The sequence below is a fragment of the Acinetobacter sp. TGL-Y2 genome, from assembly GCF_001612555.1.
GTDB lineage: Bacteria > Pseudomonadota > Gammaproteobacteria > Pseudomonadales > Moraxellaceae > Acinetobacter.
In genome coordinates this window covers 2,955,465-2,979,470 of the sequence record NZ_CP015110.1, presented here as the reverse complement: position 1 = coordinate 2,979,470, position 24,006 = coordinate 2,955,465, and the positions used below count along the sequence as shown (strand labels likewise).

Genomic DNA, 24,006 nt, shown 5'->3' with positions numbered 1-24,006 from the left:
CATGACTGCTATTGATGGCACTTCTATCGGAAGCGTTGTAAATAACATCTATGCAAGGGACAGTGTTGAATGAGCTACTATAAAAAAAGGATTTAAAATTAAATCCTTTTTACTTGATATCTATCCTCAGCATTTAAGACTAAGGTTATTGGGGCGAGCAGCTATCGCTTTAATACCCATGATCAAGCAATTTCTCCTAAGTAAGCACGTTGAATTTCACCTGATTCATAGAGTGCTTGAGTATTTCCAGAGATGCGGATTGTTCCATTTTCAATGACATAGGCAGTATCTGCATAATCCAAAGCCAACTGAATATTTTGTTCTGCAATCAAAAAACTCAGTCCTTCATTTTTTTGTAAATGACGAATTAACTGAAATATTTCATGTGTGATCTTTGGTGCTAGACCCATTGAGGGCTCGTCCAATAAAATTAATTTGGGTTGTGTCATTAAGGCGCGGCCAATCGCTAACATTTGTTGTTCACCTCCCGATGTATATCCTGCAAGTGTATTTTTCTTATCTGCAAGGCGAGGGAAGTATTGATATATTTTTTCAAGTTGTTGTCTCAGTTTTTGGGTAGAAGGTCGGTGTAGAAATGCCCCTGTTTTTAAGTTTTCTTCAACAGTTAAATGTGTAAAACAATGTCGACCTTCTAAGACCTGAACTAAACCTTGTTTGACTAAATCGCTCGGGTCGGTATGCACAATGGACTTGCCATCATAACGAATTTCTCCATGAGAAATGGTTCCATTCTCTGAACCAATCAATTGTGAAATTGCTTTAAGTGTTGTACTTTTTCCTGCGCCATTCGCCCCAAGAAGGGCCACAACGGAATGTTGTGGCACGATCAAGTCGACATGCTTTACTGCAAGAATACTTTGGTTATAAACAACTTCGAGTTTTTCAACTTCCAGTAAAGCCGTCATGATGTTTCCTCTTAGCTTTGTTCTGATGCACAGTCACGGATTTGAATGCCTTGTTCTTTGGCATATTTCTGTGATGACTCTTCAATAATTGGGCGTAAGAAAGTACGATCGGCTTGAACCCAATCACTGATGACATTCCACTTTGAACCATCCCATTGTTGAAAACGAACTGCGCCACCACCCTCATGATCCTCGCATGACAGCTTCAAAGGTTGAACCAATCCAGTTGCGCCAAGTTCTTTTAAGCGTTGATCATTTAAGTTCAGATTTTCAAAACCCCAGCGAACTTCTTCACCTGTTAAAGGGCGTTGACCGAATTTGGCTTGTGCGACACGAACCGCTTCAACATTGAGAATGCCATTGACCACACCCAAGTTGTAATACACCGTACCAAAGCGTGTGACATCGCTTAGATCAGACTGTCCTTGATCTATGACGAGTTGCTTGATGTCTTGAAGAACTTTGAAGTTTGTTCCAGAAGGATGCGTTGTAATCGAGATAAACCCTTTTGCAGCATTGCCTGCAGGAGCCGCATCTTCTTCTGAGTTACTCCAAATATTACCAATCACTTTGTCGACCGGGTAACCGACTTTTTGTGCAGTTTTGAGTGCGACAGGATTCATGACACCCCAACCACGTAGAATCACCCAATCGGGTTGAATTCGACGAATGTTAAGCCATTGTGATTGTTGTTCATTACCTGGATGAGGGACTTCAATCTGGTGTACTTTAAAACCATATTTTTTAGACAAAGCATCAATGACAGGAATGGTTTCTTTACCGTATGGAGAGCCGTGATAAAGCACCGCAATGCTCTTACCTTTTAAATTCGCAACACCGCCACTTTTTTCGCCCAAATAGTTAATAATCGCAGAAACTTCACTATACGGATTTAACTGTAATGGAAATACATAGGGGAAAACTCGACCATCAGTAGAGTCGGTACGACCATGGTTGATGGTAATAAGAGGGAGTTTGTCTTTGGTCGAGCGTTCGAGTGTCGCGTAGGCGATTCCGACTGAAAGTGGGTTGGTCGCAGCGGCAGGTACTCCATTTAGGCCCTTTTTCAGGCGTTCATAGCATTCAACACCTTTCTCGACCACATATTCGGTTTCACATTCAGACCAAACCAATTTCACGCCATTAATACCGCCTTGTGCATTAATCGACTTCATATAGTCAATAAAGCCGCCATAGAAACCTGTTCCACCTGCTGCATAAGGTCCTACGCGATAGCTTTGCAAAGGGAAATATTGCGCTTTAGTGTCTGAAAGTTCACTGGTCTGATTGGCTCGCGCTGTTTCAGTGGTTGGGTTTTTAGCTTTATGATGAGTTGTACTTTGCACATCTGTTTTCTTATTGGATGTAAGAAAAACAATAATCGCCAAGATGACGGCAATGCTAATCAACCAAAACCACAATGATTTAAATATTTTCATTTTGATTCTCTTATTTAATCGTATTGTTAATGACGTAAAGGCCATACTCTTAACCGTCTATACAAACGTGTGTATAGACGAGCAATTCCTTCAGGTTCCTTAATCAGAAAATAAATAATTAAGACCCCGAATATAATTTTTTGAATATTTTGTAATAGTGCTTGGTCGAAGGTTTGCCCAAAAAAGCTACTGCCAATTAAGCTCAAAACGATAGGTAAAAGCACAATAAACGCTGCCCCAAAAAAACTCCCTGCCAAGCTGCCTAAACCACCAATAATGATGATGAATAAAATCTGAAATGAGCGATTAAGGTCTAAGCCATCAGCTTCAACGGTTCCTAAGTAGGCAAAAGCCCACAGTGAGCCGGCAATACCGAGATAAAAGGAGCTCATAGCGAAAGCCAAAAGTTTTGTTTTTGCGACAGGCACACCTATACTGATCGCAGCAGTTTTCATATCACGAACCGCTTGAAAGTTACGTCCGTGTTGGCTGTTGAGTAAATTTCTCGCTAAAAAAGTGAGACCTACCACTATGCCTAGTGTGAGTAGATAGTGTCCGACAGGTGAGTTGAGTGAAATGCCCAATATTTCCAAGTGAGGTGTAGTAATCACACCTGAAGCGTTGTAATTGGTAAACCATCCATATTGGGTAAAAAGCCAAGGCACAAAAAACTGTGCTGCAAGCGTAGAGACAATTAAATAAAAGCCTTTGATTCTTAAACTGGGTAAGCCCACCAGAATGCCGAAAACCGCAGCGATCAGTCCACCCAAAAATATACTGATCAGTAAAGGCAGTTGGGGAATACGCAATTCTAAGTTATAGGTTGCAAATGCCCCGACCGCCATAAAAGCCGCTGAACCTAAAGAGAGCTGTCCGGTATAGCCAGTTAAAATGTTCAGTCCTAATCCAGCCAATGCTAAAACCAAATAAGGCACTAAAATCGCATTAAATACGTAGTCATTTCCTACAAAAGGAATGAATAGAAATGCAACTGCCAATGCAAACCAGAACAAAATGCGATGTTGTCGTATATTAAAGATGTGTTTTTCATCTTGATAATTGAGAGCGAACTGACGTGCTTGTGAAAATAAAAACATGTCTAGACCCTCGCGACTTGTTGTTGCCCAAATAAACCTGTTGGACGTACCAATAAGAAAGCAATTGCAAGCAGATAGGGAAACCAGTTTTCAATACCCGAACCGATGATTGCACCCAAATAAATTTCCGCGAGCTTCTCTGTTGCCCCAATGATCAGCCCACCCACAATTGCGCCTGATATGGATGTAAACCCCCCAATAATGAGTACGGGTAATGCCTTAAGTACAATGAGTGATAAGGAGAACTGAACGCCCACGCGCGCGCCCCAAAGTAAGCCTGCAATCAATGCAACAAAGCCTGCAACCGTCCAAACCATAATCCAAACATGATTGAGCTTGATGCCCACCGACTGTGCCGCTTGCGGATCATCGGCAACAGCACGAAGAGAAATACCAAAACGAGTTTTGCTAAAGAGTAGTGACAAAATAATGACCAAAGTACCTGCGATTGCGGTCGCAAATAAATCAAATTTGCTGAGCATGATGCCGTGAAAATCAATAGGGATATCTGCAATGCCGAGATCTAAACCATGTACTTGAGTCCCCCAAACTGTTTGTGCAACCCCTTCAAGCACATAGCTTAAACCGAGTGTTGCCATGAACAGGGTAATGACTGAACGATTAATCAAATGCCTTAGAATCAAAGTATCAATGAGCAGCACAATAATAAAAATCACGAATAATGTGACGATAAAAGCCACGGCAAAAGGGACACCTCGTTCCGTTAAATTAACAAAAGTGAGTGCTGCAAAAAGTACCATGGCACCTTGAGCAAAATTGAAAACGCCAGATGCCCGATAAATGAGAACAAAGCCGATGGCAACCAGTGAATACATCACCCCAGCTAAGGTGCCACCGAGTAAAACTTCCAAGAAAAATGACATTGAATAAATCTCTATTTTTAAATCAAATATGAATCATGAATGTAAGGGCTAGGCATGCTTAACTGGCTTGAGCCTGAGCGACACCCAAATAGGCACTTAATACTTCTGGGTTCGCTTGAATTTCAGCCGGTGTACTGTCCGCAATTTTCTTCCCATAATCTAAAACAATGACGTGATCTGAAATATTCATGACCACAGATAAGTCATGTTCAATCATCAAAATGGTGATGCCGAATTGTTGATTAATACGTTTTACAAATTTTGCAATATCTTGTTTTTCATCATGGTTCATCCCAGCCATAGGTTCATCTAGAAGTAGTAACGTGGGTTCTGACACTAAAGCACGCGCTAATTCGACACGCTTTTGTACGCCATAAGACAATGTAGAAACGATACTGTCGCGATGCAGTTGAAGATCAAGTAGAGCGAGAATTTTTTCAACGGCTAAACGTTGCAAATTTTCATCTTGTTTGATCGATGGAACGCGCAATAAAGCCCCAATCAGTGAATAATTACTCTGTAAAATCCGACCTGTTAAAACATTATCTAAGACGGACATTTGCTTAAATAATGCAAGATTTTGAAATGTACGTGCGATACCGAAATGAGGTGAGTACTTCGCTTTGTAACGCTGAAGTAATTTTCCTTGAAATGAAACTTGTCCCTGTTGAGGATGATAAATCCCATTAATAATGTTAATGACGGAGCTTTTCCCCGCGCCATTCGGACCAATCAAGGCACAAATTTCACCTTGTTTTACTTTAAGACTGAGATCTTTTAAAACGTCGGATGCACCAAAAGACAAATGTATATGTTCAAGGATTAATATATCTTCATGGGTGGTGGGGATGGACATGCGACTCTCCAGAAGATGAGTGATAATTGAATGTTTTTAAGTCGCTCGATGGATCACCCTTGGGATCAAACTGCTTGTTTTTCCAATAGGTTTGAGACTGCCAAGAAGAAAGTTTGATGCCTAAACGTTGATAAAATTGACGCGTTCGCTCTGAGCTTGATTCACCGACAACAATCGCAGTACGCAAATTTGAAAAACCTAATGAAGCCAAAATAGATTGTTTAAAAAATGCATTGAATAATGTTTCAAATAGCCCAGAAGTATTAGACTGTTGATTTGAAAAACTGCTATGCCAGTTTTTTAAGTTTGGAAAGATTTTAAACAACCAGCTGTTTAGGTTAGGCAGCTTCTGCTGAACGATGTTTTCAGCCCGCGCATAGGTCGATGATGTCCCAATGATCAATGTCGGAGAAATAATCTGACGGTCTTGATCACGAGTCTCGAAATTTTCAGGAATATTCAGACAAAAGCCAGCGATTAGCCAACTCGTAAACAAATAGCGAATATGATCATGACTGGCAAAACCACGTGTAATAAATGCTTGTTCGTCATGATTGAGATGATGTGTTTCAATCAAATTTTCTGCTTCTTCAATCAAGCTTTGAGCGTGATAAAATGCATAAAAATGTTGACCACTTTTAATTTTGTGAAAAATGAATGCGATTTGCTTTTCATCAAATTCATTTGGTTCGGCTGAATTTTTAAGAGCTTTGTTATTTGGGTGATTAAATTCAAGACCATTAAATTCAAGATCATCAAATTGATTTATTCTATCTAAAATTGAATAAGTATGATTGAGCTGTTTGGGATTTAAACGGTTATCTTGCAAATAAAAAATGATGCTATTTAAGTTGAGCGTTGGATTCAGCCCAAGTGTTGTGCGGTCATCGAGTTGTTTCAAATCTTCAATGAAAATCAAATCAGGTTGTATGATCTGGAGTGATGGAAATAGATTTGAATCGTGTTGCTGTTGTTGTGATTCAATCAACTGAACAGAGATCCCTAATATCTGTGACGCTATGCTGAATGCGAAAAAATGCACATTCGGAGAACTTGAAATCAGAAGGCTTAGATTTTTCTCGCTTTCAAAGTTAATTTTAAATTCATTTAAAACCGCGACATATTTTTGAACGACGTGAGCTAAATCTAGCCATGTCCATTCCTGCCAAATCCCGAGTTGCTTATGGCGTAATGCAACCTTTTGCGCTTTGGATTGAACATTTTCAGCAAAAATAGAAACTAAGCTTTGTGTAGAAGCAGACATAAACTGAATAACTCTAAAAATAGTGATCTTTTTTAAAATGCCTCATTCAAAAATGCGACAACATGGATTTACCATTTCATTTTTTATGCCAGTTTTTTTATTTAAATAACTTCAATGGCTTAGTGTTTATTTTTATTTTAAGTGTTGATTTATCAACATATTTTTCTCAACCAAATGTTGCTTTTTCAACAGTTGTTTATGGCTAGATTGAATAAGTTTAAGATTTTTTGATATGAGGCTGTGACTGTCAGAATTTAATTTTACTTTGAAAATCACTTTGAACATGATCAAAAGAATACGTCCTTTTTTCAAAAAACGCTGTGTTGGTGAATTTTAAATGGATTGTTGGAATATCAACAATTGCGGATCAATATGTTGTTCTAAATTCAACATTTTATTTTTTAAAATTTTATTTAAGTTAAATATATCAATCATTTATTGTTTTATTTTGTGTTGGTATGCTGTTTGCAAAGAACATCCCAAGTCATTTTTAATCTTTAAAAAATCAAGGCTTAAAACATTTAAATAAATTATGGGATTTTAAAATTTTATGAATAAGTTTAGAACTTTATCAGCAGCATTGCTTATTTCAACATTCTCCATTTCAAGTTATGCTGTCGACTTAGATTCAGGTGATTATGATGCGGCACCTGCTGGAACCAATTTGGCATTGTTGTATTTACAACATGCAAATCGTGACAAGCTGTATAGCGGTAGTCATAAGGTTGCGGGGGAGAATGAGCTGACGTCCAATGTGGGGATTGCTCGTTTTGTTCACTACACCGATATTGCAGGATATCGGGTTGCACCACAGATATTAATTCCCTTTGGTCAATTAGAAGCGGATAAAGACATATCGAGCTGGGGTTCTTCGAGTGGCTTAGGTGATCTTATTTTAGCGGCACCGATTTGGTTGTTAAATGATACCGACAAGAAGCAATATTTTGGGATTAGCCCTTATTTGTATCTTCCAACGGGTGAATACTCCAAACATGATGCATTAAATTTGGGTGAAAATCGATACAAGCTCAATCTTCAAGCTGCATTTTCGACTCGGATCATCCCCCAATTTGCATGGGATGTTGCTGCGGATGCAACCATTTATGGCGATAATGATGACTTAGCGGGTGGTGGCAAATTAAAGCAAGATCTTGGTTACCAATTACAAACCAGTGGTCGATATTTCCTCAATGAAAAAGCAGACCTACGTGCAGGACTTTCCTATAGTGATGCAGGTGATACCGAAGTGAGAGGTGTGGATGCAGATAGCACGACACAATCCAAATTTTGGTTAGGTGGGGCATATTCTCCTACTGCGACAACCAATCTATTGCTGACGTATGGACGTGATATTGATGTGGAAAATGGTTTTAAAGAAGACAATCGCGTGAATTTTAGATTTTTAAAGGTATTTTGATTTAAACAAGTTCTCTGACTTGAAAGTACGTTTAGGACGATGCAGTACAAAGGCGGTATTTGAACGAAAAGACCGCCTTTTTTAGCATTGAAAATGAAGTGAAATAAAAATTTAGGCGTCTTGTTCAATATTAAAATGTCGTCCTTCATGTAACAGGTGATGTCGTTTTAATAAAGTTCGAATGACATTGCGGCTAATGCCTAACAGTTCGGCAGTTTTGACTTGATTTTGATAGCAATATTCGTAAGCAGTCGCAATAATGGTACTTTCCAAACGATCCCAAATGTTCTCAGGAATGTGCGAAGAAGAAAATATTTTTTCTAACTGTACTTCAATAATGTCATAAGGGCTCAGGTCACATTGATCCAATTTTGCTGATGATGATGGAATATGTTCAAAATTTTCAAAAATTTTATTGAACTTTAAATGTTCTTTTTGAATGGTATTTCCTTCGGCAATCAACACCGCATAGTGCGCGATGTTTTCAAGTTCACGAATATTACCTGGCCAAGGATAACGATATAACAGTGCGATTGCCATTGATGATATTTTGAGCGGCTCAATGCGTTGTGCTTTTTTGCTATAGAGATCAATAAAGTGTTGAAATAAAGGTAAAATGTCACCTTGTCGTTCTCGCAGAGGTGTCAATTCTAGTTGAGCAATATTGATTCGAAACAATAAGTCTTGTCTAAACCTTTCCGCTTTGACTGCTTCTTCTAAGTCGACATTGGTTGCTGTCAGTAAACGGACATGAATAGGAATTGCCTGTCTTGAACCCACCCGAACCACTTCCTTTTCTTGAAGTACACGCAGTAATTTAACTTGCAATTTCAGTGGTAAATCACCAATTTCGTCTAAAAAAAGCGTTCCACCTTCAGCGGACTCAAACCAACCTTTACGTTGTCCAACTGCACCCGTAAATGAACCCACTTCATGCCCAAAAAATTCACTTTCAGCCAATTGATCATTGATCGCGCTGCAATTTACCGCCAAGAAAGGACCTTTTCGACCACTGAGTGAATGGATGTGGCGTGCCACCAACTCTTTACCTGTGCCTGTTTCACCTCGGATTAAAATCGGTGCATCACTCGGTGCTAAGCGCTCAATTAAATGCAGTAACTGTTGCGAGATCGGGTCATGGAATACAAATGCTTTTGCGCGAATTGTCAGTGACTGTGCATTATTGCCATCTAAAGATAAGATGCGAGTGGTCGCACTATTCATGATTCAACCCAATTTATGAGTGATAATTTGGATTAAATATTAAGCGATAGTTGAAGTATAATTTATCTCAATTTTTCGTATGATTATATCTTTTGCTTATGATAAAACGCATATTTGCTTATGCCTCGCCCCATGACACAGGGGCTTGGGCTTGATCCGATTGAATTGAAAAAAATAAAGCCTGATTTTTCAGGCTTTATTTTTATAAATTATATTTTTCAATAGGTTGATCTAAAATTACCCTTATAAGAATCTGTTATTCAGGCTGAGCGGAGGACGTTTCCAGTCGCTTATTGTTCATATATAAGCGTGTCAGTAACAGTACACAAGCAATGCTCAGACCCACAATCAGTCCAATCCAAACGCCTGCAGCACCGAAGTCGGTATAGCGCGCTAAATATAAACCGACAGGGAAGGCAATGATCCAGTAGGCAAGCATAGTGATCCACATCGGACCTTGGGTGTCTTGCATCCCACGTAAACAACCTGCTGCACTAATTTGCCATGCATCCATAATCTGGTACGCCATAGCAAATAACAGTAAATAGATCGCAACTTGAGCTACATCCAGATCTGTACTGTAGAGAGCAACAATCTCAGGTCGGAAAAACCAGATCAATGCCATAGTGGCAAATGCAAAGACTGTACCTGAAATTAAACCTAAACACTGTACTCGGCGCATAGCAGCCCAGTTTTGTTGTCCATAATAAAAGCCAATACGAATGGTCAACGCAATCGCCAGTGACATCGGAATCATAAACAGTTGTGAAGTCACCGACATTGCAATTTGGTGGGCAGCCACGGTCGTTTCACCGAGTGGACTAATCACAATGGCTGCGGTACTAAAAATACTGACCTCAAAGAAAATCGCGAGACCAATGGGTAAGCCCAACACCAAGATTCGCTTAATCCAGTAGGCATCTAAAGCTTCCCATCGAGTGAAAATTTGTGTTTTTTGATAAGAACGGCTTTTATAAATATAAGTGGCCAAAGTCAACAACATCAGCCATTGTAAAATTGCGGTCGCAAAACCGCAGCCAGCACTACCCAGTTCTGGAATAGGACCCCAGCCATACATAAAAATGATATTTAAGGGAATCAGTGCGAGCAAAGACAGCAGGCTAATGACGGTCACAGGTCTTGGATAACCTAATGCTTCGGAATAGCCGCGTAAGGCTGCATACATGGTCACAGCGGGCATACCAAATCCAATCGAGTGTAAAAACAAACTGGCTTTAGGAATCAGATTTTCAGGCACGCCAAATAAGGGCAATAACGCAGGCATAAACTGTAAAATCACGCCCGCAAGTACACCTAAAATCAGTGCAACCCATAAAGACTGGCGGGCAATGGTGGCAATTTTTTCAGGGGTTCTGGCACCATGGGCCTCTGCAACCAGCGGCGTAGTGGCAATCATGATGCCACTAAACAGCAGCACAATTGGTAACCACAGACCGACACCGACGGCAATCGCTGCCAAATCAATAGCCGACAAATGTCCTGCCATGATGGTGTCGACCAGCCCTAAGCCTGCTTGAGAAAATTGTGTGATCAAAATCGGAATCATCAAATGAAAAAGATGTTTTAACTCAAAGCGGGTACTCACGACTGTTGACACAAAAATACTCATTTTAATAAGAATGGAAGACAAAACATTAGCGTTGCAAGGTTAGCATCACACCGACAAAAATAATCATACCACCCAAAAGGCGTTGCCAGTTTACAGGTGTTTTTTCAGTGCCGAGTAATCCAAATTGATCCACGATCATCGACATCACAATTTGACCAAAAACAATCAAACCGGACAAGGTTAAAAAACCAATTTTTGGGGCAGCATAAATACTGATACTAATGGCATATACCCCAAGAATCCCCCCTAACCATAAATGCCAAGGAATTTGACCTAAGCTACTTATGTTGGGTTTTGGGCCAGATTGGAACATGACCATGAGTCCAAGCAGGATTGTACCAGTTAAAAATGATAAAAATGCAGCTTGAATAGGAGAATGAAGGTATTCTCTGAGTTGAGTATTAATGGCAGTTTGAAAGGTCATCGCCACACCAATACCAAACACAAGCGGTAGAAAGATAAGCAAATGACTGGATATTTTAATCATAAATTTTATTCACTTATGGTCTTAAAATGAGTCTAAAGCAAATTAAATACAATAACGCAGAGTTATGATGTAGACATGTTAAAATGCCTTTTTTAAGTGTTTGAGCTTTTTCCTTGGCTGATTTAAATCCTGCAAATATCCCGATGTCGTTATATGTTCATATGCCTTGGTGTGTGCGTAAATGTCCGTATTGCGACTTCAACTCGCATGCAGTTCCCAACGGCGCATTGTCTTTAGACTTAGAGCAGGAATATTTAAAAGCCTTGGTTGAAGACTTTAAAACGCAAGTCGATTTTGCACAAGGGCGAAAAGTACATAGCGTATTTATTGGCGGGGGAACGCCATCGCTGATTTCCGCAAAAGGTTATCAAGGCTTGTTTGACCAATTACGTACGATGATCCCTTTTGAAGAGAGCTGTGAAATTACGTTAGAGGCCAATCCAGGCACAGTGGAACATGATCCGTTTGCGGGGTATTTAGAGGCAGGCATCAATCGTCTATCTATAGGCGTACAGAGTTTTAACAGCGAGCATTTAAACAAACTCGGGCGTATTCACTCTAATGCAGATGCCATTTCTGCGATTGGTCTAGCACGTGAAGCAGGTTTTGATCGTATTAATGTTGATTTGATGCATGGCTTACCAGAGCAGACTTTGGAACAAGCATTGTTAGATTTGAAATTGGCAGTTGAGCATGGTGCAACCCATATTTCATGGTATCAACTGACCATTGAGCCGAATACCGTATTTTTTAGAACACAACCCGTTTTACCAGTCGATGACGTTTTAGAAGATATTCAAGAACAGGGTGAAGCCTATTTAAAGGCACAAGGTTTCATCAATTATGAAGTGTCGGCATGGCGCAAAGAATTGCCCTCGAATCATAATTTGAATTATTGGCAATTTGGGGATTATTTAGCCATCGGTGCTGGTGCACATGGAAAAGTGAGCATGAGTGATGGTGTATACCGCTTTCAAAAAACACGCTTGCCGAAAGATTATTTAGCCAAGGTGCCTGCTGAAAATTTACAGTTCAAGAAAATTGAAGCAGCGGAAATGCCGTTTGAGTTTATGATGAATGCTCTGCGTTTAAATCAAGGTGTAACAGCAGAGTATTATGCTGAGCGTACAGGTTTAGCGCTGTCTACACTAGATGATAGCTTAACGTCATTGCGTGCTCGAAAGCTGATGGTCGATAATCAAAGTCGTATTGCGTGTACTGCACAAGGGCATGTGTTCCTCAACTCAGTTTTGGAAGCGTTTTTGTAAATTCGAGTTAGATTCACATTTTAATCAAAATGTACTCTTCATAGGCTTTGCTAAATAAAAGAGATGAATCCGTTCTATTTGAAATGCATCTCATGCGTAATGTTTTAGACCATTCCTGTAAATATCCCTTATCAAGCCTTCATTGAGCTGAGAAAATTAAGTTCTTGGTGATTTTCTCATTTTTCTGAGTGGCTTTTGAGAGCTTTCTGAGTGACGTTCTGAATGGTTTTTTAACAATATAGGATGATAACAATATGAAATACATTTTAACTGCGGCAATCCTGACATTGGCTTTAACCGCCTGTACCGACAAAAATCCTGAGACGCAAACCGCGATGACTCAAGACAACGCGTCGATGACACAAACCACAACAACAGATATGACAGCCAATGCGCCTGTAGATCAGGTGGCTGATGCAGTCAAAACAATCAATTTTACAGGCCCCCAAGATCTGACCATTGCGTTAAAAACCACGGATGATTTTGAAACGGCACAGCTCACCGATAATTCAGGTAAAACTCATGATTTAAAACGTGTCGTTTCAGGCAGTGGCATTAAACTTGCCAATGACAATGGCGTGTCGATCCATTTCAAAGATTTTAATGGCGTGATGGAAGGTACCGTTGAATTGGTGAAAGACAAAGGCATTGAAATTAAAGAATTCAAAGCCAGTTAAAATCACTATAGTCGGACTTAATCGGCTGACGATTTATCCTCTCTAAATTTAGCCCTAAACTACCCAGCAGCTTAGGGCTAAATCTTATGTGCTATTTTGGCTGTGCTTCCACATAATGTTTTAAATGATTGGCCATTTCCCATTGAGAGCCAATGAAACGATATAAAGCTTCAACTTCAGCAGGGGCTGCGCCCTTGATAAATTGTTCATTCAGTGTGACTTCAATCGTACGCTCAAATTCTGTGGTCTGATGATCTTTTGCGTTAAACTCATAGGTGATTTTCGAATGAATAGGGACTTGAGCAAACTCTTCGATGCCTGAAATGACAAATTTCTTATTTTTTTCAAATTCAACAACAGTCCATTCATTGCTCCAGTCTTGAATCCCGGGGATTGGGCTCGCGATAGATTCCCTGAATTTGGTTCCTTTTTGCATAGTCACTTTTTCAGGTGCAATGGCTTTGGTTACCCCTTTGTTGATTTTTGGCCAAGTATTTACATTGGTGAGGATGTTGAAAACTTCATTGACTGGACGATTAATGCTGACTTCTGCCGATCCACTTGCGCTGTAATCTAAGCTTTGATATGCATTTTGAGCCGTAAGTGGCAATTGCTTGCTGGTTGAAGAATCAGCCCATAATGTTGTCGTGGCTAAGGTGAGACAACTTAAAGCAAGTATGATTTTTTTCATTTCTCTCTCTTTTATTTAATGATGAATTGAAAGGGCATTTAATACAATTGCAACCTGTATAAAACCATTCGATCATAAGAGCACACATTGGATGAGTGAAGTCTTAAAATTGCGTAAAAATGTATCTGTAGCGCATATTCAGCCGAACTTTTACAATAAGAAAGAGCGCCGTAGCGCTCTTCGATTCAAATGATTTTAAATAAATTCAAGTCTCAAGTCTCAAAATTTAATAATCAAAACTAAAATTTTCAGCACCAAGAGACATCATTGTTTTAGATGGATTAACCATGGATTCAGCATGACCTTGAGTGCGGGGCAACAAACGTTCAAAGTAGAAATCTGCCACTTTAATTTTAGCTTTATAGAACTCAGGGGTTTCTGCGCCATCACCATTGGCAAGTTTTGCAGATGCAACCGCAGCTTGTTGTGCCCAGTAGTACGCCATCATCACATAACCTGAGAACATCAGGAAATCGACAGATGCAGAAGACACGATGTCACGGTCCTTGCGTGCAGCCAGCATGATACGCACTGTTAGGGCATTCCACTGTGCACAAGCCTTGGTTAAGTCCCATGCGAAACGGCGCATGTATTTATTGCGGGCATGTTGACCACAGAATTTTAAAATTTCAGCAGTATAGTCGCGGACCACTTTACCTTTAGAAGACAAAAGCACTTTACGACCGATTAAATCCAGTGCTTGAACCCCTGTTGTGCCTTCATACAAGGTTGAGATGCGTGCATCACGCACGATTTGTTCCATGCCATGTTCTTTAATATAGCCATGCCCACCGAAGATTTGCATACCGTGATTGGCAGCCTCTAAACCAAGTTCAGTTAAGAAACCCTTTAAAATCGGCGTATAGAAACCCAGTTTGTCGTCATATTCATCAAACTTGGCTTGATCACCTTGAATGAGTGCATCGGTCATTTTATCTGCCAGCTGTGCTGCATGATAAATCATTGAACGACCACCTTCAGCAATGGCTTTTTGGGTTAACAACATGCGACGAACATCGGCATGATGAATAATGGCATCGGCCACTTTTTCAGGATCTTTTTTGCCAGAAAGCGCGCGCATAGACATACGTTCTTTGGCATAAGGCAGTGAACCTTGGAATGCCAATTCTGCATGCGCTAAACCTTGAACAGCTGTACCAATACGTGCGGTATTCATAAAGGTAAACATCGCATGTAAACCTCGATGTTTCTCACCTATCAAATAACCGATTGCGCCATCAAAATTCAGTACCGCAGTTGCAGAGGCGCGAATTCCCATTTTGTGTTCAATCGAACCACAGGTCACTGGGTTACGCTCGCCTACTGTACCTTCTGCTGTCGGCAGGAATTTAGGCACGATAAACAGTGAAATTCCCTTGGTGCCCGCAGGAGCATCGGGTAGACGCGCAAGCACGATATGAATGATATTTTCAGTCAGATCATGTTCACCCGCCGAAATAAAGATCTTGGTACCTGTGATTTTATAAGTGCCTTCAGCAGTGGGTTCTGCTTTGGTTTTGACCTGACCTAAGTCAGTACCACACTGTGGCTCAGTCAAGCACATTGTGCCTGCCCATGTACCTGCGGTCAGATGTGGCATATAAGTATTTTTTTGCTCATCTGTACCAAACTGCATGATGGTGTTCATACAACCCATGCTTAAACCAGGGTACATGGTAAATGACCAGTTCGCCGTTCCCATCATTTCAGACTTTACCAAGTTCAAAGACATTGGCAGACCTTGACCGCCGAACTCTTCAGGATAAGACAGACCTTGCCACCCACCTTGAACAAATTGGTCATAAGCTTCTTTAAAGCCTTTAGGTGTAGTGACTTCACCATCTTTAAAATGACAGCCTTCTTCATCGCCTGTTTGGTTTAAAGGGGACAAGATATTTTCACAAAAATCGGCAGCACCGTCGATAATCATATCAATGGTGTCTGAATCAGCAGCTTCGCCGTTGCTTAAAGTTTTGTAGTGCGCTGGATAGTCAAAGACCTCATTCATCAAGAAACGAATGTCACGGACAGGCGCTTTATATGCTGGCATTTTATAATTCCTAAATCTGTAAATATTAAAAATATTCAATTGTTAATCAGAGTATGAGCTGAATTGCCAAAAAAACATTGATAGCGCCGAATTAAAAAAATGTCAGAAAGGCGAATTGGTAGATTAAATCATCTATTTTAAAAGCAACTTTTGCTAGAATCACGCGATGAAGGTTCTATCTTCATTATTCTTAAATAAACTATAAATAATCTGGGTTTTAAAAAAATTATGCGTTTAAAGTATTTATCACTTTGTCTTTTAGGGTTGAGTCTAAGCGGGTGTGCTCAACATGTCACAAAATCCAATTCCATTGCTCAAAATCAGAGTACGGCACAGCGTGCGATTCAAGGCATCAATGCCATTTATGAATACCCCAACTTTGATTACCGTGGTGGGGTGAAATTAAACATTGAGCAAAATTCGACTCAGGGGAAAAATAACGCGAAAAAAACGCTCAAGCCGATAGATCGCGCTTTGGAACAAAAGCTAAACCAGTATTTAAAACAACAAAATATTCAGTTGAGTCATGCTCAAAAACAAGCCGTATTGCAAGAGGCTTCAAAAAATGAGCATTATTCACTCAATGAAGTCTTTGGCAAAGGAGCGGGCTATTTTGAAAGTATCTTGAAAGATTTACAGTTTAATTATGATGGCACTGTGAATTATCGTCAGAAAATTGCAACATTTAATGTGGATGCCAAATATCAGAAACCCAATTTATTGGTACACGCACGTATTCCATCGGTCATTGATTTTAAAGAATCGAAGTTTTATAGCAACATTTTTTCATTGATGCCTTATTTGGCAAACCCGCAAGATCAAAACCAATTTGCCTTCTATGATTTTTCTAAATATAAAAACGATATTGCCAATGTTGATGTCAAAGCCTTTGTGGAATTTTTGAAGCAATCTGGGGCGACCACTTATGTATTGGCTCCTGAAAACCAAGTGAAGACCATTGCTTTAACTGCAGATGACAAAGCTAAGGGTGCAGTTGAGAAAATTAGAATCCAATCGACAGTGGATGAATTAATGTTACAGGCAGAGCTGTATGCATTAGTTAACCGTACATATTTAGTCGATTCAGTTTTGAAAGTGGATACCTCTAAAGTTGCGAAAGTCCTCAGTGATGAATATGAGGCTGAAGAAGATGCGAGTGCAGAGATTACGGATGAAGCGGTAAATGCTGCAGCAGCAGAAGCAGTAGATGCTGATCCTGCGCAGCGTGCAATGTATGAGCTCCATGAAGCCATTACAAATCATTTGAATGATCAAGGACATGAGGCTTCTGATACCGAATATGCAGCAGATGCGACTGCAGAAAGCGCTTCAGATGACGCATATTCTCAAGATGATGAACATTCAGCTGCTGTAGACACTGCACAAGAAGAATCGAGTGAAGGTGAATATTCAGAAGAGGCTTCTAGCCGAATCTTATCTGAAGAGCAGTGTAGCGCATTAGAAAAGAATGTGGTTGAGGCTCGAATGGGCGATGTTGCTTATTGCGATTATCATTATGATATTGATGTGATTGCAGCGGATACGCCATCTGATGCGCAACTTGCTAAAAGCAATCAGGCGAAGCAGAAAGAAAAATTGAATGACACGTTTGCTGATTATGATCAAAATCAGTTGGTGACTGCAGAACAATTTAAACAGTTATGGTCTGCGCATAAGTCTGAAATTGAAGCGTCAATGCCTCCACCTTCTAAACGTACGCCATTAGTGATGGACGTTGTTTTGGATGCACAAGGCCGTGCTATTCATATGGATTATGATTTAGCCTTCGATTACGAGCTTTTGCAGCGTAAACTGAATGTGAAATTTGACATGGAAATTTTAAATTATGGCAATGCCACTAAAATAGACCGTCAGGCATTAAGCCAAGCGAAATCGTTTCAAGAAGCATTCAAAGGAAGTTTGATTGAAACTTTTACAGGTAAAAGTGAAACACCATCATCAGAAGGCGAATCTGAAGCCAATACACTCAGTTGGGATGAGCAACTAGAAGATTTGGCAAGCAAGGTTTATTTGCAAACAGATTCTTATGATAAAACCTATAAAGCAGTCTTCATTGCCAAATTGACCCAAGAAAAACCAGCGCTTGTGAAGCAATATTCAGCAAAAGACTTACAAGAAATTGCGTCTGTGTATGCGTATATTTTTTCAGATGAAGATATTTATAGCTTAGAAGGTCAGCCACTTGAAAAAGTACAAGCTTTACAAGAAAAGCATCATTTAAATGAGGATTCACAGTTTGATCAAAGCCTAGGAAATGATGTTGATCGTATAGTGGAAGGCGTATTAGATACCCATCAGAGCACGGTAGAAGTGCAAAAACTGAGTAAGCAATATAAGTCAGCCGAAGCTATTTTTGCACGATATTATGTGCAGAAATTTACAGTAGAAAACACTGTAGAAAAGAGCGAGCTTGCTGAATTGCACAAGACAGCGAAAGTACTAGCCAAAGCTTATGTCGCATTGAAAGCAGAAAATTTTAAACCTGCTTTGATTCAAAGTCTAGATGATAATGCAGCCCAATTTATTGATTATGCTATTTTTAAAGAGAGCTACCAAGCATTACTGGATGCAAATATAAAATAAATAGGTTGAATTAAAAAGAACCTCAATTGAGGTTCTTTTTTTATTTTCTTTCATAGAAAATCTTTTAAAGTAGGCTTGATACCATGCCAGATTCCAAACGCCTCAATCGCTTGACCAACCAACATACCATACCCCTCAGAAGTCGGAACGCCGCGTGCTTTGGCTTGCTCAATGAAACTCGAGGGTTTGCCATACGCCATTTCATAAGCGTGATTGAACATGAGGTTCTCAGGTAGGATTAGCGCATCACCACTTAAGCTTGCGGAGGTTGCATTGATCACAATGTCAAACTGACCCTCGAGTTGATCCAAACCGCATGCCTTAAGCTCTGCCTCTGGTACAGCATCTTTTAAATCATCAACTAAATTTTCAGCTTTTAAGCGGGTTCGATTTGCAATCACAATTTTTTTAGCACCCGCTTGAACCAATGGGTAAATCACACCACGCGTTGCACCACCTGCGCCAATCATTAAAATATCGGTATTTTTTAAAGACCAGTCTAAGGCATTCATCGCTTCAACCAAACCTTGTCCATCGGTATTGTCGCCATGCAATTTTCCGTCCTGCATCCATAAAGTATTCACGGCTTTGGCAATTTTGGCACGTTCGCTAAAGTGCTCACATAAAGCAAAAGCACGTTCCTTAAAGGGAACGGTAACGTTCATGCCCGAACCATCATGCCGAAAAAAATCAGCGACGCTGGCTTCAAACGCGTCAATCTCAGCAAAGCGTTTCACATAATGGAGTTTGATTCCGGTTTTTTCTGCAAAGGCATGGTGTAATTCAGGAGAGCGTGATTGTTCAATCGGATTACCAATCACGGCAAATTGTTTAAGCATTAAGCATGTTCCTTCTGCTGAAATGCTCAACAATATACGCCAAAGTGCGGCGTTGCTAAAGAGGCTTGTGTAGGCAGGGCATCTTGGTTTTTTTAAAGCTGAATAGTTTTAATGATTGGTTTAATGACTGGGATTACAAATTGCCAAAAGCGTATGCAATACCATATGGGTGATATTAAGGCATAGACCTACAATGGCGATGGCCATCAAAGCAAAACCAAAACGATCATTCAATAATGTTTCAGAAAAAATAGTGGTACTGATGGCGCTGAACAGAGCAATCAGAAGCATCCAGAAAATGATTGCAGTCGGACTTATGGTTTTAGTGTGCATGGGTGTTCCTTAAACATAAATCCACGCTTGATGCATCGCAGATTTAAACAATTAACTTTGAATATAGGATTCAGTGTACGCCATTTACGGTTAAAAATATCTGAAAAGCTGTCGTACAAGTGTGACAATTTATATTGTCTTGAAAGGCATTGAGGTTTTAGTAATGATTTATGTGGGTTCAGATTGATTCTAGAGAAGCGCTATTCCCTGAAGCACTAAAGCGAAAAAAACCCAAAGCAGGGCTTTGGGTTGCATTATTTTGAAAAAAGCTGAAATTTAAGCCTTTTTAAGTTCAGCCAACCAATCTTGCGGCTTTAAATAATAATCGGTGAGACGTTTCTCAGCAGAATCAGCATCCCATTCAGGACGATACGACCAACCTGCCAGATTCGGTAAGCTGACCAAAATGGATTCAATTCTTCCACCTGTTTGCAAGCCAAATAACGTCCCGCGGTCATAGACCAAATTGTATTCAACATAGCGACCACGACGATAAATTTGGAAATTACGCTGTGTTTCAGTAAAGGCTTTATCTTGATTGCGTTTGAAAATAGGCAAAATCGCTTCAAGATATCCATTGCCGACCGCTTGAATGTATTTGAAACAGGTTTCGAAATCCCATTGATTTAAATCATCAAAAAACAGCCCGCCCACGCCACGTTGTTCATCACGATGTTTTAAATAAAAATAGTCATCACACCATTTTTTATGTTCTGCATACACCGTTTCACCAAAAGGTGCACATAGATCATGCGCAGTCTGATGCCATGCCAATACATCTTCATCATTTGGATAAAACGGGGTCAAGTCAAAACCTCCGCCAAACCACCAAATCGGATCTTGTCCTTCAGGCTCAGCCACAAATAAGCGTACATTGGCATGTGAGGTAGGAACGTTGGGATTATTGGGATGAATCACCAGTGACACGCCCATGGCTTGGGCTTTTGCACCTGCAATTTGGGGGTGACGTTCAGTTGCTGAAGCGGGTAATTTGGAGATATTAATATGCGAGAACATAACCCCACCTTTTTCAATCACTGTGCCATTTTGCAGCACACGTGATCTGCCACCGCCACCTTCAGGGCGCTGCCAATCATCGATTTCAAAACGTGCGGTTCCACCACCGGCAAGTTCTTGTTGCTCTAATCCTGCGCATATACGCGCTTGTAAATCGAGGAGAAATTCGCGTACACGTTGAATATCAGCTGAAGTTGGATTCTGCATGATGACCCTCTTAAAGAAGATGTAAAAATATAATATGTCAGATGAGGACTATCGATAACTATCAAAACACAAATCCATATAAAAAGTAAGGGATTGTGTTGATTCTTTTGCAGTAATTGAAATCATGATCCATTTAAAGATAAACAATCCTCAATCCTGTATCTAATAACGGACTTAAAAGTCTTCTTTTTGGTACATGTGCGACATACGCTCATGTTTGGTTTTTAAGTAATCTTCGTTAAATGGATTTAAGCCCACGGTTAGTGGCACGCGGTCAACCACTTGAATACCTTGTTCACGCAGGGCTTCAATTTTAAGTGGATTATTGGTGATGAGCTTCACTTCTTTGACGTGTAAGTGATCAAGCATGATGCTGCACATGTCATAACGACGCGCATCTGCGGGCAGGTTCAGCATAAGATTGGCATCAACCGTGTCATGTCCTTGATCTTGCAAGGCATAGGCACGAATTTTATTGGTCAGTCCAATACCTCGACCTTCTTGACGTAAATATAAAATCACCCCTTGACCTGCATCATTGATCAATTTTTGTGTGGCATGCAGCTGTGGGCCGCAGTCACATTTTAAGGATGCAAAAGCATCGCCAGTTAAACATTCCGAATGCACACGCACCAAAACAGGCTGGGTCGGCGGGGTTTCTAAACCTTTAGACAGAGCAACATGTTCTTCACCCGTTTTTGGATCTTGGAAAACTGTAATTTTGAAATCACCAAAAGCGGTCGGTAAATCAGACGTAGCGACAAATTCTATAGGCACAGATGGATCCATACATGTTCATAAATTGGCTAAAGTATAGCTCAATGATCAGACATTGGTTGTATATCCTCATGCAAAATTAGCGAGAACATTTTCTTTTTTGTATAAAGCACACGATAATAGTTGATAAGTACTAAGGTTATTCAGGATAATCTAGTTACCCAACAACGCCCGATTAAGCAGTTGCTTAATAATGCACCAATATAAATGTGGTTGATTGACGGTGATTTTTTTCGATTCTTGATGAATATCTCTGAATCGAGCTAACCCATTTTACCTAGCTTAGGATTTGCCAGGCTTGAGAAGGCATTGCCACATATGTTGTATACCGAGATACCGAATCAACGTCCAGTTACGCCATTGTTGGATACCATCGATCATCCAAAGCAATTGCGAGAACTTGCGAAACACCAATTGGCTCAAGTCGCAGATGAACTGCGTCAATTTATTTTGTATGCTGCGGGTCAAAGTGGCGGACATTTCGGTGCCAATTTGGGTGTAGTCGAATTAACGGTCGCACTGCATTATTGTTTCAACACGCCTCAAGATCGCTTAATTTGGGATGTGGGTCATCAAGCTTATCCGCATAAAGCCTTGACGGGTCGCCGTGAGCAGCTCACCACTATTCGTGCGAAAAACGGTTTAGCCGCTTTTCCTACACGTGAAGAATCTGAATTTGATACCTTCGGCGTTGGGCATTCATCCACTGCAATTTCAGCTGGTTTGGGTATGTCCTTGGCACGCCGCTATCTAAAAGATCCCTGCAATGTGGTGGCGATTATTGGCGATGGTGCGATGACTGCTGGCATGGCATTTGAAGCCATGAATGATGCTGTTGCGCATCAAGCAGACTTAATGGTTGTACTTAACGACAACGATATGTCAATTTCATGCAGTACCGGTGGTTTTGCAAAACACTTGGCTGCGATTTGGGAAAAAGGGCAATCTGTTTGTATTAATGAGCAGGGCGAAGCCTATTTACAAGATTATCCAGCGTGGGATTACACCTCTCGTTTGCACTCTTCAGCCACAGATGCTGCAGATAATTTATTTAAAGCCATCGGCTTTGATTATTTTGGTCCTTTCGACGGACATGACGTGGAGCATTTGGTACAAGCTTTAAACGCGATTAAAAAGCGTAAAGGGCCAAGACTGATTCATGTCTATACAAAAAAAGGCAAAGGCTTTGCACCAGCCGAAGCAGAACAAATTAAATATCATGCCATTTCAAAAATAGATGCAGCAGCCTCATCAACGTCTGCGCCTAAATATTCGGATGTTTTTGGTCAATGGCTCTGTGATGAAGCTGCGCAGGACGAGCGTCTGCTCGCGATTACACCTGCGATGTGCGAAGGCTCTGGCATGGTTGAATTTGCCAAAAAATTCCCCGAGCGTTATTTCGATGTTGCCATTGCGGAGCAACATGCAGTGACATTGGCTGCGGGTATGGCCTGTGAAGGCTTAAAACCTGTGGTTGCGATTTACTCGACCTTCTTACAGCGTGGTTATGATCAACTGATACATGACGTGGCTTTACAGAATTTAGATGTCACTTTTGCCCTAGACCGTGCAGGTTTGGTGGGTGAAGATGGTCCAACCCATGCAGGTGCCTATGATTATGCCTTTATGCGTACCGTACCGAATATGGTGATCATGGCACCAAAAGATGAAAATGAATGCCGTCAAATGTTGCATACGGCTTATCATTACCCAGGTCCAACGGCTGTGCGTTATCCACGTGGAGCAGGCTTAGGTGTCGTGATTCAAAAAGAATGGACATCGCTTGAAATTGGTCAGGCTGAACAGGTTTTAGCGTTAAATACACAACATGATGAAGGCATCAGTATTTTGGCCTTTGGTAGCCGTGTCAGTGTTGCTGTTGCGGCTGCTGAAAAACTGGCTCAACAAGTTGAGGTGGTTGTGCGTGTAATTAACATGCGATTTGTTAAACCTCTAGATGAAAATATCATCCGTGCATTGGCGGATCAAACGCAAATGTTTGTGACGGTTGAAGAACATGCAGTCATGGCCGGTGCGGGCAGTGCAGTGAATGAGTTCTTGGCGCATGCGCAAATTGTGAAGCCTGTATTGAATTTGGGCCTACCTGATCAATTCTTGGCACAAGCCACACATGGTGAAATGCTCAAGGACTGCGGACTTGATGCCAAAGGGATTGAAAAATCAATTGTTCAGGCTTGGACCAAGCTGGTGCAGTTGGTTTAAAGCGACTGCAATAAAATTTTAGCAACATTTTTTCCCTAAAAGCGTCGGTATTTGATAGAATGCCGGCGCTTTTATGCATTATTCTTTATCAGTTTC

Annotated in this window: 20 protein-coding genes; 5 read left to right on the top strand and 15 right to left on the bottom strand. The window is 40.6% G+C overall.

Annotation, left to right across the window (positions count from 1 at the left end; all coding sequences use genetic code 11):
• Positions 1 to 182: 182 nt before the first annotated feature.
• The 6 genes from AMD27_RS14300 to AMD27_RS14275 are packed head-to-tail and all read right to left on the bottom strand — an operon-like array spanning position 183 to position 6,466.
• A complete protein-coding gene (locus AMD27_RS14300) occupies positions 183 to 926 on the bottom strand; it encodes an ABC transporter ATP-binding protein (RefSeq protein WP_067661736.1) in 744 nt (247 codons plus the stop codon).
• Positions 927 to 937: 11 nt separating this feature from the next.
• Positions 938 to 2,365, bottom strand: coding sequence for an ABC transporter substrate-binding protein (locus tag AMD27_RS14295; RefSeq protein WP_067661735.1), 1,428 nt, complete (start codon positions 2,363 to 2,365; stop codon positions 938 to 940).
• Positions 2,366 to 2,391: 26 nt separating this feature from the next.
• Positions 2,392 to 3,462: a branched-chain amino acid ABC transporter permease gene (locus tag AMD27_RS14290; RefSeq protein WP_067661733.1), complete on the bottom strand. Its 1,071-nt coding sequence runs from the start codon at positions 3,460 to 3,462 to the stop codon at positions 2,392 to 2,394.
• A 2-nt stretch (positions 3,463 to 3,464) separates the two neighbouring features.
• On the bottom strand, positions 3,465 to 4,346 hold the full coding sequence (locus AMD27_RS14285; protein WP_067661731.1) for a branched-chain amino acid ABC transporter permease: 882 nt from the start codon (positions 4,344 to 4,346) through the stop codon (positions 3,465 to 3,467).
• A gap of 58 nt (positions 4,347 to 4,404) precedes the next feature.
• Positions 4,405 to 5,202, bottom strand: coding sequence for an ABC transporter ATP-binding protein (locus AMD27_RS14280; protein ID WP_067661729.1), 798 nt, complete (start codon positions 5,200 to 5,202; stop codon positions 4,405 to 4,407).
• The gene (locus tag AMD27_RS14275; protein ID WP_067661728.1) at positions 5,180 to 6,466 is read right to left on the bottom strand and encodes a hypothetical protein; all 1,287 of its coding nucleotides are present in this window, start codon (positions 6,464 to 6,466) and stop codon (positions 5,180 to 5,182) included. Before AMD27_RS14275 ends, AMD27_RS14280 begins: the two co-directional genes overlap by 23 nt.
• Before the next feature lie 550 nt (positions 6,467 to 7,016).
• Between AMD27_RS14275 and AMD27_RS14270 the strand changes: the two genes are divergently transcribed.
• Positions 7,017 to 7,883 (top strand): transporter, encoded by an 867-nt coding sequence (locus AMD27_RS14270; protein WP_067661726.1) that lies wholly within the window; start codon positions 7,017 to 7,019, stop codon positions 7,881 to 7,883.
• A gap of 111 nt (positions 7,884 to 7,994) precedes the next feature.
• Here AMD27_RS14270 and AMD27_RS14265 read toward each other — a convergent pair whose 3' ends face one another.
• The 3 genes from AMD27_RS14265 to AMD27_RS14255 all read right to left on the bottom strand — a co-directional run bounded on the left by AMD27_RS14265 (position 7,995) and on the right by AMD27_RS14255 (position 11,224).
• The gene (locus tag AMD27_RS14265) at positions 7,995 to 9,107 is read right to left on the bottom strand and encodes a sigma-54 interaction domain-containing protein (protein ID WP_067661724.1); all 1,113 of its coding nucleotides are present in this window, start codon (positions 9,105 to 9,107) and stop codon (positions 7,995 to 7,997) included.
• A 256-nt stretch (positions 9,108 to 9,363) separates the two neighbouring features.
• Positions 9,364 to 10,737: an MATE family efflux transporter gene (locus AMD27_RS14260; RefSeq protein WP_067661722.1), complete on the bottom strand. Its 1,374-nt coding sequence runs from the start codon at positions 10,735 to 10,737 to the stop codon at positions 9,364 to 9,366.
• A gap of 25 nt (positions 10,738 to 10,762) precedes the next feature.
• Positions 10,763 to 11,224 (bottom strand): DMT family transporter, encoded by a 462-nt coding sequence (locus AMD27_RS14255; RefSeq protein ID WP_067661720.1) that lies wholly within the window; start codon positions 11,222 to 11,224, stop codon positions 10,763 to 10,765.
• A gap of 113 nt (positions 11,225 to 11,337) precedes the next feature.
• Between AMD27_RS14255 and hemW the strand changes: the two genes are divergently transcribed.
• Both hemW and AMD27_RS14245 read left to right on the top strand, forming a co-directional pair.
• Positions 11,338 to 12,492, top strand: a complete 1,155-nt coding sequence (gene hemW / locus AMD27_RS14250; protein WP_067661718.1) for a radical SAM family heme chaperone HemW — start codon at positions 11,338 to 11,340, stop codon at positions 12,490 to 12,492.
• Positions 12,493 to 12,746: 254 nt separating this feature from the next.
• Positions 12,747 to 13,169, top strand: coding sequence for a hypothetical protein (locus AMD27_RS14245; protein WP_067661716.1), 423 nt, complete (start codon positions 12,747 to 12,749; stop codon positions 13,167 to 13,169).
• Positions 13,170 to 13,260: 91 nt separating this feature from the next.
• On the opposite strand, the gene AMD27_RS14240 is transcribed toward AMD27_RS14245, so the two are convergent.
• The gene (locus tag AMD27_RS14240; RefSeq protein WP_067661714.1) at positions 13,261 to 13,860 is read right to left on the bottom strand and encodes an SRPBCC family protein; all 600 of its coding nucleotides are present in this window, start codon (positions 13,858 to 13,860) and stop codon (positions 13,261 to 13,263) included.
• Positions 13,861 to 14,086: 226 nt separating this feature from the next.
• The gene (locus AMD27_RS14235; RefSeq protein ID WP_067661712.1) at positions 14,087 to 15,910 is read right to left on the bottom strand and encodes an acyl-CoA dehydrogenase C-terminal domain-containing protein; all 1,824 of its coding nucleotides are present in this window, start codon (positions 15,908 to 15,910) and stop codon (positions 14,087 to 14,089) included.
• Positions 15,911 to 16,138: 228 nt separating this feature from the next.
• Between AMD27_RS14235 and AMD27_RS14230 the strand changes: the two genes are divergently transcribed.
• Entirely contained in the window at positions 16,139 to 18,514 is a 2,376-nt protein-coding gene (locus tag AMD27_RS14230) for a hypothetical protein (protein WP_067661710.1), read from the top strand.
• A gap of 50 nt (positions 18,515 to 18,564) precedes the next feature.
• Here the strand turns inward: AMD27_RS14230 and aroE are convergent, their stop codons facing one another.
• The 4 genes from aroE to ribA all read right to left on the bottom strand — a co-directional run bounded on the left by aroE (position 18,565) and on the right by ribA (position 21,687).
• Positions 18,565 to 19,353 (bottom strand): shikimate dehydrogenase, encoded by a 789-nt coding sequence (aroE, locus tag AMD27_RS14225; RefSeq protein ID WP_067661708.1) that lies wholly within the window; start codon positions 19,351 to 19,353, stop codon positions 18,565 to 18,567.
• A 120-nt stretch (positions 19,354 to 19,473) separates the two neighbouring features.
• Positions 19,474 to 19,686 (bottom strand): hypothetical protein, encoded by a 213-nt coding sequence (locus AMD27_RS14220; RefSeq protein ID WP_067661706.1) that lies wholly within the window; start codon positions 19,684 to 19,686, stop codon positions 19,474 to 19,476.
• 276 nt (positions 19,687 to 19,962) lie between these two features.
• On the bottom strand, positions 19,963 to 20,910 hold the full coding sequence (gene hemF, locus AMD27_RS14215; RefSeq protein ID WP_067661704.1) for an oxygen-dependent coproporphyrinogen oxidase: 948 nt from the start codon (positions 20,908 to 20,910) through the stop codon (positions 19,963 to 19,965).
• A 174-nt stretch (positions 20,911 to 21,084) separates the two neighbouring features.
• Positions 21,085 to 21,687, bottom strand: a complete 603-nt coding sequence (gene ribA / locus AMD27_RS14210) for a GTP cyclohydrolase II (RefSeq protein WP_067663047.1) — start codon at positions 21,685 to 21,687, stop codon at positions 21,085 to 21,087.
• A 318-nt stretch (positions 21,688 to 22,005) separates the two neighbouring features.
• Here ribA and dxs point away from each other — a divergent pair, with 318 nt between their 5' ends.
• The gene (gene dxs, locus AMD27_RS14205) at positions 22,006 to 23,910 is read left to right on the top strand and encodes a 1-deoxy-D-xylulose-5-phosphate synthase (RefSeq protein ID WP_067661702.1); all 1,905 of its coding nucleotides are present in this window, start codon (positions 22,006 to 22,008) and stop codon (positions 23,908 to 23,910) included.
• Positions 23,911 to 24,006: the final 96 nt, after the last annotated feature.